The following is a 12,255-nucleotide window of genomic DNA, read 5'->3' as shown; positions in this document are numbered from 1 at the left end:
TAGAAAATTTTGTACGTTAATTACTCAACAAATAGTTATAAGATAAGTAACATAAGTTGTGGGATAAGAAATTAAAAATTTTTTGTTTGTATAGTTCAACTAACAAAAAATTAGGAGGGTAAATTTATGAATGCGCAACTATTAAAATTACTTAAGGGACAAATTGAGAGAATTGGACAACTGAAAAAGGAGGGTAAATTTATGGATGCTCGACTATTAGAGTTACTTAAGGGACAAATTAAGGAAATTGAACAATTGAAAAATTCTGAGAATTGGGGACCAGAATATCAAGTTTGGGAAAACACAACTGTAAAAATAGTTAAAAAACTTTTTGACGATGATTATTTAGAACTATTTAAGCGTTCAGATACAAGTGTATGTTCTCGTGTAGATTATGGTCTTAATCAGAAGCTATATCTTAAAGAACTTGACAAAAAGAAAAAACTTTTAGAAGGATTTGTAAGAGAAAAAACAAGGCTTGAAGCTGAATCATCTTTAAGTATTGGTAGGACGCTTGGCTTAAAATATTACGATTTGCATCATTCAATAAAAGAAGTAAGCCAGCAGAGATTTGAAGACGGTCATTATGCTGATGCGGTTGAAGCAGCATTTAAAGAAGTTATTAAGCGGGTTAAAGGATTTATAAGAGATAAAACAGGAGAAAATTTAGATGGCGATAAAGCAATGAATCGAGCTTTTGGATGTGAAAACCAAGTTCCTCTGATTAAGTTTAATGATTTACAACATGTTGGAGAAAAGGATGAGCAAAAAGGAATAATGTATCTATTTAAAGGCATTGTAGGTATTAGAAATCGTAAAGCACATGAAAATGTCATCTTAGATGATCCTTATAGAGCTATTGAATATTTAGCTTTAACCAGTTTATTAATGAGATTACTTGATGAATATGCAAAATAACTGGTCAACAAAAAATAAGAGAGATTTGCCAAATTATAAGGGTTGGTATTAAGCCTTATGCAAACTAAAATACAATATTGTGTTAACATCCAGATTTATTTAGAATGTGCTTAAAGAGATTATTTCTAAACAGAAATTTTAAAATTTTACATTGAGGTTTTTAAAAAATGGCAGTTAATGAGGAAAAGATTAACATAATCAACAAAGAGTTTGATGATTTGTGCAGAAAGTTTTCATCTTTTTGTGATAAATATGCAAAATTTTTAGCTATCCGTGGAATAATTGAAGACATTAGAGAAAAAGGAAGAAGTCTTCTTCTCCATGAAGGGAAATGGAGTAAATGGTGGAATAAGGGGAATGAATGGGATATTTGTGATGATTATTTTGTTAAAGAATTTATTGTAGGGAATTTTTGTACTTCCTGTATTATGAGTATAAGAGCTATAATATCTATGAATGACAAAGATCTAACAATTTGCAGAATTCTTAAAGACATTAAAGAGTTAGAAAATGATAGTATAACGTGTGAGATAGAAAAAATAATTTCTGAAATTAAAAAAGATTTTCATGAGGGTGAAGAAAACGAATATCATAAAATAAAAACTATTGCTAACAAAAGAATCGCTCATTTTAAATATAGTCCAGAAAAATATGAATTAGATATAAATGATATAAAAAAATATTATAAAAGAATACACGAAATACTCTGCAGAATTTATAGGTTACTTCTCACGAATAAATTACTTCGTGAGGATTACCATCCTCAAGCATATCTTTCTAATCTCTCTTCTTTCCAACCTAATATACTTGAATATTCTGATGAATATGAAAGCTTTAGAGAAGAATATAGAGAATGGTGGAAAAATTCTTAAAGATTCCTAGATTGTTGGGAAAATTCCCAAAGATTAGATTACTAGATTGTTAATAAATTATTAGTAAAGCCGGCGGGAAAAGAAATCGTTAAAAAATCAATGTAGATTTATATTTAAGAAGTGAAGATGATTATTAATATGGAAATATGAAAGGTTATCGTCCACTGATAGAATATAGTTAACAAACCAAAACTAGATGAATTTACAGAAAAATTGGATGTGATCAAAAACTACACCAGTAAGGCTTTTTTAAATTGCTGATAATAGAGCTTACACACTGAGGTTCAGGGTACTATGGTAGTGCTTAAGAACAAAAAGCAATACACCCCGAGCAAGATGCTCAGGGTACTATAGCTAATACTTCCACTTTATGGTATATTGCTTTAAACTAACTTCTTTGGGGGTATCACAATTTGGAAGACTTATTGCATGATGTAGATAGCATTAAGGATGCGCATGATAGATTCTTTAAGATGGTATTTTCAGAGGAAAATAACACAAGAACGTTTATAAAAAAGTTTTTTCCATATGAGTTAAGAAAAAACATAGATATAGAATCTCTTAAACTAATAGACAACGAAAAATTATCAAAAGAGTATAAGAAATATCAGTTGGATCTATCTTTTGAATGCAACTTTAAGGGAAATAAGTCTATGTTATACATAATATTTGAACACAAGTCAGACTTAGACAGATTTGTTTTTTAAGAACTTTTCAATTGAAGACATAGTCTCTATACTGAACTATATTGCTATAAATTATGGATTAGAAAGAACAAACCAGATAATATCAGAAGTTGGAGGTGATAAAAAGATGATTATGACCTTAACCAAGAAATGGATGATGGAAGGTGAAAAGAAAGGAAGAAAAGAAGGTGAAAAGATAGGAAGAAAAGAAGGTGAAAAGATAGGAAGAAAAGAAGGTGAAAAGATAGGAAAATTGCTTAGTGCTCAGGAAATGGTAATAAATGCTATTGAGGCAAAATTTGATACAGTTCCAGAAAATATTGAAAATAAGGTTAAGAGTATTTCTGATAGAGAAAGGCTAAAAAAAATATTAAAGGCAATGTTTAAGATAAAAAATATAGAAGAACTCGAAGATCTATTGTAATATAAATACACCCCGAGCAAGATGCTCAGGGTACTATGGCTCAACACTCTGCTTGGTAGCCCTCTTTTCGGTTAGCTCTGCACTTATGGTATATAGCACCACTGCTGAGGTAGCTTTGCCTTTATGGTAAGCCAAGCATCCTGCTTGGTAGCTTTTAAAAAATCTCAAAAGTAATACACCCCGAGCAAGATGCTCAGGGTACTATAAGGGCTTAGGAATATTGACTATTTATTATCGCTTTCTTATACTATTACTAAGCAGTACTTAAAAGGAGGTAAGAAATTATGAGATCATCTACTAATAAATCTGTTCTTACTAAAAAATCACAGGTTACTTTGCCAAAACAGATAAGAGATTTTCTTGGGGTCAAGGCTGGCGAGAGAATTTCTTTTGTTATAGAAGACAATACAGTTAAGATTGTTCCAATAAAGTCAAAACTTGAAGAAAATTTTGGAAAAGTAAAGCCAATACAAAAACCAGAAGATTTCAAACAAATCAGAGAGTTTGTCGAACAAAAAATTGTGCAAGAAGCTGCCAATGAAATCTAAAGAGAAATTTCTTGATACAAATATACTTATTAGATATTTTACAAAAGACGACGAAAAGAAAGCCTATGATGTTCTGGAACTATTAAAAAGAATAGAGAAAAATGAAGAAAAAGTTATAACCACTCCACTGGTAATCTTTGAAGTAATTTTTACTCTCCAAAACTATTACAAACTGCCCAGAGAAGAAATTAAAGAGTTACTTTTGCCAATATTGAATCTAAGAGGATTGAGGCTAACTTTTAAACCGATATTTGAAAAAGCTCTTGAAATGTATCCTCAGGTGAATATCTCCTTTGCAGACATTTTTAACTATTGTTTTATGCTTGAGGAAGGAATAAATGAAATATATAGCTACGATGGGGATTTTGATAATCTTGTAGGGGTGAAGAGAGTTTTACCATAAATGCGTAGAAAGAGTAAGCCAAGTATCCTTGCTTGGTAGCAGTAAGAGCAAAAAAAGCAAAAAACTGTCCACGAGCAGGATGCTCGTGATACTATGAAGAACGTCCACGAGCAGGATGCTCGTGATACTATGAAGAACGGCCGCGAGCAAGGATGCTCGCGATACTATAACTGAAGCCTCCTGTAGCACCTTTACATAAGCGCTATTGATTTAAATTGGTATATGATGTATAAATATGATGTCACATATAGATATCGAAAGGAGGAGGTATTATATGAAAGATGTTGCAAGTCTCACTATAAGGATTCCTAGAACATTGCATAAGAAGGTAAAAGAGATAGGAAAATTGGAGAATAAGTCTCTTAATGAAATAATAAGGGAACTTCTGAATAATTGGTCAAAAAAAGAAGAAGAAAAAATGCTTTACGACGCATTTAGCAAAGTTTATGAAGATGACGTGGAATATGCATTTCATGCACAAAAAGAAGTAGTTCTTAGCAATGAAAACTCTGAAGAGGTTTGAAATCTGGCTTGTTAACTGGAATCCAAGAAGAGGCTCAGAACAAGAAGGTTTAAGGCCATCTCTTATAATTCAGACAGATGCAGGAAACACAAACCAGAATTACCCAAATACAATTGTTATTGCAATAAGTACAAAAGGAAGAGATATTCCCTTTCATATTAAGGTTAGTCCTTCAAAGGAAAATGGTCTAAAAAGCGTATCTTATATAAAGTGCGAACAAATTATTACTATTTCAAAAGAAAGGCTTGTAGAAAAAATGGGGACATTGGAAGAACTATATAAAGAGAAGGTTGAAGAGGCCTTAAAATGTGTATTGAATTTAGAGTAGTGATTTCTAATCGCGAGCAGGTGCTCGTGATACTATACTCCACGAGCAAGATGCTCGTGATACTATAAGATGCTCGTGATACTATAAGATGCTCGCGTTACTATGAGATGCTCGTGGTACTGTGACCAAGGTGCTAGGGTATAATAATTAATAATTATTGTTGGCATAGATAACAATCCTTTTACGGGGTATTAGTACAATAAGTGGATAGAATGATAAATGATGATGACTTCTGGGAGTTTTTAAGTTTTTATAAAGAAATAGAAACGTATAAGCGTAATTTACCTCACTGGCAGCAAGGTAGTGTATGGTATTTTGTAACCTTTCGTTTGGCAGATTCTATCCCAAATCACATTAATGAGAAGATTTTATCTGAACGTAAACTCTGGATGAAGAAACACCGTGATTTAACAAAACTTACTAGAGAAGAAAAAATTGAATATTATCGATTGTTTTCCAAAAGAATTGAAAATTTATTAGATGATAATAGGGGTAGCTGTATACTTAAAGATAAAACGATAGCGGAAATTGTAGCTAGGACGTTACTTTATTTTGATAATCAAAGATACAAATTAGATGAATGGGTAATTATGCCTAACCATGTCCATGTACTTGTAAAACCTTTGTTAAATTATAAGTTGTTAACAATATTACATAGCTGGAAATCTTTTTCGGCTAATGAGATTAACAAATTGCTTGGTAAAAATGGACAGATATGGATGTATGAATCTTATGACCATATAGTACGAAACGAAAATGCTTTTGAGGCAATTCGTAAATATATTAGAGAAAATCCAACAAAGGCAAAAACTATAGGGTATAGTAGAGAAAATTTTGGTGAACTGTGAAAAACTTTTCGCGAGCAAGGATGCTCGCGTTACTATGAGATGCTCGAGATACTATACTCCACGAGCAAGATGCTCGTGGTACTATACAAAAAGCTTTTCGCGAGCAAGATGCTCGCGTTACTATGAGATGCTCGAGATACTATAATTTTTTAATTGCTTTTAATAGCTCATCCTTTTTCTTATATACATCTCCCAGATAGGACTCTTCGTGCGGGAGCTCAAATCCTAAAAGTTCTTCTTTGTTTAATTCCTTTTCAAATATATATTTGTTATTTTTAAAATCATAATGTAAAAGGCTAGTTTTCCCCTTGAGAACAATATCTCTCATAGTGCTCTTGCCTAAAATGTAGTCTAATATCACGAATGGACTTTGGGATAGAAACCAATTTTCGTGTTCATCATTGTCGTCGCACCAAACTAGAGCAGTGGTAGCAGTTCTGTCTATCATTACCCTAGGTCCATAATACCAAACTAATATTTCAAAATCTGCTTCTAAAACACAATTTCCTTCTTTATCTTCTACTTTTATTCTGTAATCAAACAAGTAAACTCCCTCACTTTTTTAATTTTGTATAAAAAGTATAGAACAAAAAGATATGGATGAGAAGAACATTTCGCGAGCAAGGATGCTTGCGATACTATAAATTGTCTGACAATATTTAAAAATAGCTATTTAATAGGATTTTTTAAAATATCAGAAATGCTTGACAAGTCTGACAATTAAATGTATCATTGTCAGACATACTTATGAAAGGAGGTTGACAATGTTAGATGAGATTAATTTTGCCTTTTTTGATTCAGAGGTGTCTTTATTTTGTGAATCTAATCTTAGGTTGAGTAACATTGTCAACCTAAGAGACTCTGCCAAAAAATTTTTGGAGGTGAAAGAATTATGCAAATTTTTCTAGATACTGCGAAAATTGACGAAATTAGAAAGTTAGTTCCTACTGGTGTGGTAGACGGCGTAACCACCAATCCTTCACTTCTTGCTAAGGCGGGTTGTAAGGATATTAAGAGTGCTATTCAAGAAATCTGTTCTATGGTAAAAGAGCCTGTTAGCGTTGAGGTTATAGGCACAAAGGCCGATGAGATGATAAGTGAAGCAAGAGAATATTCATTGTGGAAATTAAATACTGCAATAAAGATTCCTATGACAGACGAGGGCTTAAAGGCTGTAAGTGTCCTATCTAAGGAAGGCATTAAAACGAACGTCACCCTTATATTTTCCACTAGCCAGGGATTGCTCGCAGCTAAAGCGGGCGCTACATTTGTGAGCCCTTTTGTAGGAAGATTGGATGATATTTCTCATAATGGTCTAGAAGTGGTAAGAGACCTTTCTCACATATTCAAGATATATGGATTTAGTACCAGAATTATAGCGGCAAGCATAAGGCATCCAATTCACGTAATAGAGTCTGCAAAGGCAGGCGCTCATATAGCTACCGTGCCCACAAAGGTTTTAGAGGCAATGTTCAAGCATCCTTTGACAGACATTGGTATTGAGAGGTTTCTAAGCGATTGGAAGAGTCTTCAGGCTTCTAAATAGGCTTTTTACAAAATAAAAAAATATGAGGTGGAATTATGAATATTATGAATATTAAATATACGAATTTTTTGGATTTGAATTACGTCCCAGGCAAAAATGACGTTTTGGCAGCCTTTTATGTAGAGCCTGCTCCTGGAACAGATATAAAAGAGGCAGCTGGAGCAGTGGCTTCTGAGTCTTCTATAGGTACCTGGACAGATCTTGCTACTATGAAACAGTCAATATGGGATGAACTAAGGGCAAGGGTTTACTCAATAGAGGGCAATATTGTGAGGATAGCCTATCCTGACGTGCTCTTTGAGGCGAGTAATCTTCCTCAATTCTTAAGTAGCGTTGCAGGAAACGTGTTTGGCATGAAGGCAGTAGAAAATCTCAGATTGATAGATATTATGCTTACTCAAAAATTTTTAAAGGATTTGCCAGGTCCTGCTTTCGGAATAGATGGAGTAAGAGAGGTTCTTGGCGTGAAGGATAGACCATTGGTTGGCACAATTGTTAAACCTAAACTTGGTTTAAATCCAAAAGAACAGGCGCAGGTTGTGTACGACTCTTTGGTTGGTGGTCTGGATCTGGTAAAAGATGATGAAAACCTCTCTCATCAAGATTTTTCGAATTTTGACGAGAGGATAAAGTACTCACTTGAAGCAGTTGCTAGGGCTGAAAAGGAAACCGGTGAAAAGAAGGCATATTTACCAAACGTTACAGCACCTACAGAGGAGATGCTCAGAAGGGCTGACCTTGTTAAAAAAGAGGGCGGAAAGTATGCGATGGTTGACGTTGTGACTACTGGCTTTGCGGGCGTTCAAAGCTTGAGAAATGCAAATACAGGCCTGATATTGCACGCTCATCGCGCAATGTATGCAAGTTTTGCGAGAAATAAGAGACATGGCATACACATGTTAGTGCTTTCAAAACTCTTAAGATTTGCGGGATTAGATCAACTTCATATAGGCACTGTGGTTGGCAAGATGGAAGGGGATAGGGACGACGTTTTAGTTTGTCACGAGGCTCTTGGTGCTAGTAAAGAGATGAAGGTAAAGACCTATTTACCATATCAGAATTGGGGAAATATGAAGGGAGTATTTTCTGTAGCATCGGGCGGACTACATCCCGGGCATACAGCAGAACTTTATAAAATCTTTGGAAAGAACGCTGTTTTCCAGTACGGCGGAGGAGTTCACGGCCATCCAGAAGGCACTAAAATGGGAGCAAGAGCTGTAAGGGATTCGGTAGAATGCGCTGTAGCTGGTAAGTCTCTCAAAGAAGGAGCCAAAAGCAGCAAAGCGCTTGAGATGGCATTATCAAAATGGGGAGGTGCTTAATTATGGTTGATCCTGTCTTTATTGGTATAGCTGGAGATAGTGGAGCAGGAAAGAGCACCTTTGTAAAGGATATTGCTACTTTACTTGGAAAGGATAAGGTTAGGACCATATCATTTGACGATTATCACTCTTTGGATAGGGTTGAGAGAAAGGCTGTAGGAATTACCCCTCTTCACCCTAGGGCAAATAACCTGGGTCTTGCTATAGAACATCTGTTCTTATTAAAACAGGGCAAAAAGGTCTTAAAACCCGTCTACGATCACTCCACAGGCAATTTTGGGGATCCTGAATGGGTAGTTCCAATGCCATATATAATATGCGAGGGACTGCATCCGTTTTTCTTCAAATCGCTTGCAGAACTTTATGATATGAAGGTTTACTACGATACGGAGATGGATCTGAAGTTTAACTGGAAGGTAAAGAGAGATACTGCAGAGAGGGGATATACAGTAGAGCAGGTTGCAAAGGAGATTAGGTTAAGACAAAGGGATATCAGAAATTTTGTAGAGCCTCAGTGTGCTCTCGCAGACATCATAATCAAATTAAAAATATCAAAAAATAGTTCCTCTGCAATTGGGGTTGATTGGAAAGAACCAGTTGACGATCCCTGGATTAGAAAGTGTTTGAAATCTTGTAATTTTGATAATTGGAAATGCTTTACAGAATGGCATGCGGGCAGAAAGATGAATGTTTTTGGGATATATGACGACCTGAATCAGGAACAACTAAAGGAGCTAAGCGGCATATTTTCAATAAGTAGGGATCTTTTGTCTAAGGTTCAGGAAAAGGAGGTAGTGCCGTATCGAACTATGTTACTTTTGTTTGCTGCCAGGATAAAACAGATCAGGGCAGCTAAAGACAAAGATAATGAGGTGGTGTTAAAAAATGCCGTTTAGCAGGATAGTATATAAGCCAGAATATGAAGAGCTTGAAAAAAAGGCTTTGATTATAAGAAAAAATGTAATAAAGATGATTGGCAAGGCTCAATCAGGGCATCCTGGAGGATCTCTTTCATGCGTTGATATTCTAACAGCACTTTACTTTAGGATATTAAGAATTAGCCCCAAATATCCCAAGGATCCTGAAAGGGATAGGTTTGTTCTGTCAAAGGGTCATGCTGCTCCAGCTTTGTACGCTACCCTTGCTGAGACTGGGTTTATTCCTTATGAATGGCTTGATGATTTGAGAAAGTTTGGATCTCCTTTACAGGGGCATCCTGATATGAAAAAGGTTCCGGGGGTGGAAATGTCTACAGGATCCTTGGGACAAGGGCTGAGCGTGGGCGTTGGAATGGCACTGGCTGCGAAAATCTTTGAAAGCGGTTACAGAGTTTTTGTTCTTCTTGGAGATGGAGAGTGTCAAGAAGGACAGGTGTGGGAGGCTGCTATGTCGGCCTCTCACTATAAGCTTACAAACATTGTGGCTATTGTAGATAGAAATAGATTACAAATTGATGGTTGCACAGAGGACGTCATGGGTATTGATCCTATAGGAGCTAAGTGGAAGGCTTTTGGATGGACTGTCATAGAGGTAGACGGTCATGATTTTCTTGAGCTGATTCCTGCTTTGGAGGCAATATCGTATACGTCAAAGCCCACTGCAATAATTGCCAATACAGTAAAGGGTAAGGGAGTATGCTTTATGGAGAACAACGTTGATTGGCACGGAAAGGCGCCAAAGGGAGATCAATTAGAAGAGGCGCTTAAGGGTTTTGATGAGATTGAATTTATGGAATCTGAGGACGTGAGCTTAGATTCTAAAAATTAAGTCAAAAAAATAAATGAAAGGGGCTGTTCTGTGTGGCCATTATATCTGATAGGGAAATAGCTACAAGAGAGGCTTATGGAAGAGCTTTAGTAGAACTTGGTAGACAAAACAATAATGTAGTAGTCTTAGATGCCGATCTTGCTAAGTCTACTCAGACTATAAAGTTTGGAAAGGAATTTCCAGATAGGTTTTTCGACGTTGGGATAGCAGAAGCAAATATGATAGGGATATCAGCTGGACTAGCGGCTTGTGGAATGGTGGTTTTTTGTTCATCCTTTGCAATATTTGCTACTCAAAGAGTTTTGAATCAAATTTTTCAGTCGATAGCCTACCCAAATCTAAATGTAAAGATTGCAGCTTCTCATGCAGGCATATCTGTAGGTGAGGATGGCGCTACCCATCAATCAATTGATGACATATCAATTATGAGATCTATTCCAAATATGACTATCGTTGTCCCGGCTGATGCACATGAGGCCTATGAGGCTACGTTTGCAGCTGCCAATTTCGAAGGCCCTATGTATATAAGACTAAGTAGGATGGCTACTCCAGTAGTAACTCCTCCTGGCAAGCCTTTTGAAATTGGAAAGGCAATTGTTCTTAGAGAGGGAAAGGATATTACTATAGCTGCGTGTGGAATAATGGTCTATGAGGCTCTTGGGGCAGCTGAGAGGTTGTCTGAATTAGGTGTAGAGGCTGAGGTAATAAATTTTAATACTATTAAGCCATTTGACAAGGAAACCCTCATAGAATCTGTAATAAAAACAAGGGCTGCGTTGACTGTAGAAGAGCACAGCATAATTGGTGGTTTGGGAAGTGCGGTGGCTGAAGCTTTATGTGAAGAGTTTCCTGTGGCTATGTCAAGAATGGGCGTAAGGGATCAATTCGGTCAGTCTGGCAAACCAGTAGATCTTTTGAAACACTATAAACTCACATCAGATGACATAGCAAAGGAAGTTTTAAGGGTGCTTGAGACGAGGAGAAAGGCAAATGAGATATACGAGATCTCGGCTTCAACTAGAAGTGATTTTGGCGCATTAAAAGCTGAGAATGAGGTAGGGATGGCAGATGAGAGTAGCAATTAACGGTTTTGGGAGAATTGGACGTCTTGTTACTCGCCTTGCAAGCGATGAAAGCGATGTTGATATAGTTGCAGTAAACAGCTCAAAAAATACCGCTATGCTTGCCAATTTGCTAAAGCACGATTCTGTATATAGGTCCTTTGATAAAGAAGTTAGCTATGATAGCGACTCGTTATATATAAATAATAAGAAAATTCTAATTTATGAAGAGAGAAGCGATATTACAAAATTGCCCTGGAAAGAACTTGGAATTGAAGTAGTAGTAGAGTCAACGGGTAAGTTTACAAAGAGAGATGATGCGTATAAACACATAATTGCGGGATGCAAAAAGGTACTTATTAGCGCTCCATCAAAGGATGCTGACATAATGGTGGTTTATGGCGTAAATCACAAGAATATTTCAGCATCTCATGAAGTCATCTCAGCGGCTTCCTGTACGACCAATTGTTTAGCTCCCGTTTGTAAGGTCTTAAACGATGAATTTGGAATAGAAAAGGGCGTTATGACTACCGTTCACGCATACACGTCCGATCAAAGGCTCCTTGACGGTACCCATAAAAAGGACATGAGAAGGGCAAGGTCTGCTGCTATAAATATGGTTCCAACTTCTACTGGGGCTGCAAGGGCTATTGGGAAGATATTTCCAGAGCTTGAAGGTAAGTTAGACGGCATATCTTTGAGGGTGCCAGTTCCTACGGCTTCTATAGTAGATCTTTCTGTAAATCTCAAAAAAAATCCAGATGTTTCAGAAATAAAGAATGCCTTCAAAGGGTATTCTGATGGCTCAATGAGAGGTGTTTTGTATTATTCAGAGGAACCTTTGGTTTCAAGCGATATAATAGGCAGCAAATATTCCTCTATTGTAGACGGGCTTTTGATATCAAAGGTTGAAGATATCTATAAAGTCTTTTCCTGGTATGACAACGAATTTGGATATGCGACGAGGATTGTTGACCTTATTAAGTTTATGTCAGGAGGGGGCGAGTAG

At 36.2% G+C, this 12,255-nt stretch carries 17 protein-coding genes; 16 read left to right on the top strand and 1 reads right to left on the bottom strand.

The window, feature by feature from the left end; translation table 11 throughout:
* The first annotated feature begins 126 nt into the window (after positions 1-126).
* The 9 genes from ACWIUX_RS03855 to ACWIUX_RS03815 all read left to right on the top strand — a co-directional run bounded on the left by ACWIUX_RS03855 (position 127) and on the right by ACWIUX_RS03815 (position 5,550).
* Entirely contained in the window at positions 127-918 is a 792-nt protein-coding gene (locus tag ACWIUX_RS03855) for a TIGR02391 family protein (RefSeq protein ID WP_448589406.1), read from the top strand.
* 167 nt (positions 919-1,085) lie between these two features.
* Positions 1,086-1,790, top strand: a complete 705-nt coding sequence (locus ACWIUX_RS03850; protein WP_448589405.1) for a hypothetical protein — start codon at positions 1,086-1,088, stop codon at positions 1,788-1,790.
* Positions 1,791-2,203: 413 nt separating this feature from the next.
* Positions 2,204-2,497, top strand: a complete 294-nt coding sequence (locus ACWIUX_RS03845; protein WP_448589404.1) for an Rpn family recombination-promoting nuclease/putative transposase — start codon at positions 2,204-2,206, stop codon at positions 2,495-2,497.
* Positions 2,487-2,900, top strand: a complete 414-nt coding sequence (locus tag ACWIUX_RS03840) for a hypothetical protein (RefSeq protein WP_448589403.1) — start codon at positions 2,487-2,489, stop codon at positions 2,898-2,900. Before ACWIUX_RS03845 ends, ACWIUX_RS03840 begins: the two co-directional genes overlap by 11 nt.
* Before the next feature lie 284 nt (positions 2,901-3,184).
* The gene (locus ACWIUX_RS03835; protein WP_448589402.1) at positions 3,185-3,448 is read left to right on the top strand and encodes an AbrB/MazE/SpoVT family DNA-binding domain-containing protein; all 264 of its coding nucleotides are present in this window, start codon (positions 3,185-3,187) and stop codon (positions 3,446-3,448) included.
* The gene (locus ACWIUX_RS03830; protein WP_448589401.1) at positions 3,438-3,851 is read left to right on the top strand and encodes a PIN domain-containing protein; all 414 of its coding nucleotides are present in this window, start codon (positions 3,438-3,440) and stop codon (positions 3,849-3,851) included. The genes ACWIUX_RS03835 and ACWIUX_RS03830 overlap by 11 nt, the downstream gene beginning before the upstream one ends.
* 274 nt (positions 3,852-4,125) lie before the next feature.
* A complete protein-coding gene (locus tag ACWIUX_RS03825; RefSeq protein WP_448589400.1) occupies positions 4,126-4,374 on the top strand; it encodes a hypothetical protein in 249 nt (82 codons plus the stop codon).
* Positions 4,352-4,702 (top strand): type II toxin-antitoxin system PemK/MazF family toxin, encoded by a 351-nt coding sequence (locus ACWIUX_RS03820; protein ID WP_448589399.1) that lies wholly within the window; start codon positions 4,352-4,354, stop codon positions 4,700-4,702. Before ACWIUX_RS03825 ends, ACWIUX_RS03820 begins: the two co-directional genes overlap by 23 nt.
* A gap of 212 nt (positions 4,703-4,914) precedes the next feature.
* Complete coding sequence (locus ACWIUX_RS03815; RefSeq protein WP_448589398.1) at positions 4,915-5,550, top strand: transposase; 636 nt, start codon at positions 4,915-4,917, stop codon at positions 5,548-5,550.
* 139 nt (positions 5,551-5,689) lie between these two features.
* Here the strand turns inward: ACWIUX_RS03815 and ACWIUX_RS03810 are convergent, their stop codons facing one another.
* The gene (locus ACWIUX_RS03810; RefSeq protein WP_448589397.1) at positions 5,690-6,094 is read right to left on the bottom strand and encodes a hypothetical protein; all 405 of its coding nucleotides are present in this window, start codon (positions 6,092-6,094) and stop codon (positions 5,690-5,692) included.
* A gap of 220 nt (positions 6,095-6,314) precedes the next feature.
* Here ACWIUX_RS03810 and ACWIUX_RS03805 point away from each other — a divergent pair, with 220 nt between their 5' ends.
* From ACWIUX_RS03805 to gap, 7 genes are read left to right on the top strand one after another with little or no spacing between them, the layout of a single operon-like run.
* Positions 6,315-6,458, top strand: coding sequence for a hypothetical protein (locus ACWIUX_RS03805; protein WP_448589396.1), 144 nt, complete (start codon positions 6,315-6,317; stop codon positions 6,456-6,458).
* On the top strand, positions 6,443-7,096 hold the full coding sequence (gene fsa / locus ACWIUX_RS03800; RefSeq protein ID WP_448589395.1) for a fructose-6-phosphate aldolase: 654 nt from the start codon (positions 6,443-6,445) through the stop codon (positions 7,094-7,096). Before ACWIUX_RS03805 ends, fsa begins: the two co-directional genes overlap by 16 nt.
* 35 nt (positions 7,097-7,131) lie before the next feature.
* The gene (gene rbcL, locus ACWIUX_RS03795) at positions 7,132-8,418 is read left to right on the top strand and encodes a type III ribulose-bisphosphate carboxylase (RefSeq protein WP_448589394.1); all 1,287 of its coding nucleotides are present in this window, start codon (positions 7,132-7,134) and stop codon (positions 8,416-8,418) included.
* A 2-nt stretch (positions 8,419-8,420) separates the two neighbouring features.
* A complete protein-coding gene (locus ACWIUX_RS03790) occupies positions 8,421-9,314 on the top strand; it encodes a phosphoribulokinase (RefSeq protein WP_448589393.1) in 894 nt (297 codons plus the stop codon).
* Positions 9,304-10,185: a transketolase gene (locus tag ACWIUX_RS03785; RefSeq protein WP_448589392.1), complete on the top strand. Its 882-nt coding sequence runs from the start codon at positions 9,304-9,306 to the stop codon at positions 10,183-10,185. Before ACWIUX_RS03790 ends, ACWIUX_RS03785 begins: the two co-directional genes overlap by 11 nt.
* A gap of 32 nt (positions 10,186-10,217) precedes the next feature.
* Positions 10,218-11,270, top strand: a complete 1,053-nt coding sequence (locus ACWIUX_RS03780; protein WP_448589391.1) for a transketolase family protein — start codon at positions 10,218-10,220, stop codon at positions 11,268-11,270.
* Complete coding sequence (gene gap / locus ACWIUX_RS03775) at positions 11,254-12,255, top strand: type I glyceraldehyde-3-phosphate dehydrogenase (protein WP_448589390.1); 1,002 nt, start codon at positions 11,254-11,256, stop codon at positions 12,253-12,255. The genes ACWIUX_RS03780 and gap overlap by 17 nt, the downstream gene beginning before the upstream one ends.

The organism is Thermodesulfobium sp., from assembly GCF_053498235.1.
The sequence above is the reverse complement of the archived record's forward strand: the minus strand, read 5'-3'. Positions and strand labels throughout refer to the sequence as shown.